Source organism: Vibrio sp. Vb0937, from assembly GCF_033338855.1.
In genome coordinates, this window is the sequence record NZ_JAWOTK010000076.1 from 1 (window position 1) to 2,278 (window position 2,278).

The 2,278-nt window shown below is 43.3% G+C and carries 1 protein-coding gene and 2 pseudogenes; 1 reads left to right on the forward strand and 2 read right to left on the reverse strand.

Translation table 11 applies throughout. From position 1 onward, the window contains the following. Positions 1-540, forward strand: a pseudogene (locus R7P67_RS23185) (serine protease); the annotation flags it as partial. Positions 541-631: 91 nt separating this feature from the next. Here R7P67_RS23185 and R7P67_RS23190 read toward each other — a convergent pair. Continuing rightward, on the reverse strand, positions 632-2,125 hold the full coding sequence (locus R7P67_RS23190; RefSeq protein WP_140285058.1) for a VPA0450 family T3SS effector inositol phosphatase: 1,494 nt from the start codon (positions 2,123-2,125) through the stop codon (positions 632-634). 40 nt (positions 2,126-2,165) lie between these two features. Further along, positions 2,166-2,278, reverse strand: a pseudogene (locus tag R7P67_RS23195) (ati2 chaperone); the annotation flags it as partial.

Here is a 2,278-nt window from a genome sequence, read left to right on the forward strand (position 1 = left end):
TTATCCGATCCTGCAACTTGCCAAGACGCTTCTGGCGTACCTTGTAACCAGATGATTCGTATGATGTTGGAACAAGGAGCGGATCCAATAGGTGCTGATGGACAAGATTTACAGAGCATCTCTCAATACGGACGACTGAATTTGGTGGGAGCTCTGACTGCAACACCTTCGGAACCGCCACCTCCTCCTCTAGTCGTTAAGGCACCAGAAGCTCTTTCCATCTCGATCTACAATAGTATTGTCTTTCTCACTTGGGACTATTTGGGGGATCAAGATGCCATTGCAGGCTTTAGAGTCGAACGCGAGAGTTGGAATGCAAAACGTAATCGATGGCAAAGCCTAAGCAGTTGGGATGTTCTCGACCCAACGGTCATGACGTTTGAAGATTCCAGTGCCAATGGCGAAGTGCATTATCGTGTTGGCACCATTCAGCAAAGCGATGGTTCTTTGTTCTGGAGTGGATGGAGCGATAACATCACGGTTGCAGGTTCTGGTGGTGGTAAGGGCGGCGGAAAAGGTGGAGGCAAGCCGAACAAATGATCGCCATGAAAAAGGCCCGAGAAGAGGGCCTTTTTGTGCTTTTAACTTTCTATGTTTTCAATATCGAACAGAGATAAATACGGCACTGTGGCTAAAGATTTGCCACGAATTGTTTATTAAACTCAGCGTTTACTTTATCGCTTAGCTGTTCGTATTTTTCGCTCAACGCAATTTGCTGCGCTTGTAGATGAGTTGGGTTCTTAGCAAGATCAGAGGCATGAAGTTGGCCCATCTCCTCCATAAAGCCGCTAGTTAGCTGGCTGAAGATCGCGTCTTTACCGATAATAAAGCTCGCAAAATTCTCTTTCACGAATGCTTGTTCATTCGGGTTTAAGTTTTCTAAACCCAGACGTGCTTGGTTAGCAGAGGTTACATCATCAAACGTTGCGTTAGCTGGGTTCGTGCCTGGCTTCAGATAGGCGGCATCATTTTTAAAGTCATTGGCATTTTGAGTAAACGCATTTTCAATCAACTTTTGAGAAAAGCTTCTGACTTCGAATGTTGACTGCACTGGCTTATGGTCGCTGACATTCTCAAAACCATCTGTGATAACACTGGTTTGGTGGTTCTGTAAGTTGCCCGTTTTGTTGGTTAAACCAGTATTATCCAGCTCACCGAAGTCAGGGCGATCTCGGCCTTCTTTCTGCTTAATATTGCCAGTGTGCTTATCTAACTGCATGTAAGTATGGCTATCGAGTGGTTTGAACTTAAAGCCATGTTTCGCTAAGTGCGTATCATCGTGGGCAATTGGGTCGTACAGCACATCAGAGCCTTCAGCAACGCGCTTCTCACGTTCATTGAGATCGCCAGTGATCAGAACTTCCTCATTTGGATTAATGCCTTCCATCAACTTGTTGCCTTCGAACTCACGTTTGACTTCTTTGTTGGAATCCAGGTGTGCAGAAATGACGTTTAAAGGTTGTCCATTGATCTCCAAAGCCGTTTTCACGCCGCCTTTATTACCCGTGATGCCCATGAAGAATTCCATGTTTCGTCCACCGATGCCGTGACGATATTCAGACTCATTTTTCACGTTAATATCGACGCCATCTTTCGCAAAAACAGACATCGAAGTGTAGCTGATACCTTCACCAAGCCCTTTAGTCATGACTTTCATTTTGTTTTGGCTAAGCAGGTTCATGCCATCGAGTTCTAGGTCGTTAGCAAGCAATTTCGATTCTTGTTCGGCAAATAAGACCACATCATAGTCACCCTTTTGGATAAGGTTTTGGAAGTAGTTCTTCGTCTCTTCAGGCATCTTTTGGTTGGCTTGGTTGTACGTTAACGTCAGGACCTTAACGTTGCCGTTGTTCTCTTTTTTGTGCAGTTGTTGGTTCATCAAGTTCAGCTTTAAGTCGCTGTTTTTCGATGAATCTGTTTTGCTAAAAAAGCGATTAAAAAAGCTGCGATTTTCTTTTTGTTTGAGGCTAATTTCACCATCATTGCTTTTGGTAACGCTGTATTCTTTACCAAATACAGAGCCAAATTTAACGGTATCGCCTTCTTTCGCATTGGTTTTGATATTTTGAATATCTGCGAGGTCTAAATTACCTCGATGTTGACTATTAATTTGAATTGTCGACATAAAATAAACTCATTTCTAAACATGGTCGTTTTTAGCGGGATTAAATGAAAATCCCAGCAGGTAATTGTTCTGGAATTGCTTCTTCGTTATCGGTTTGTTCAATGAAGAGGTGCCACTGCTCAATTTTTTCTAGCAGTTGTTGGAATGTGTTTT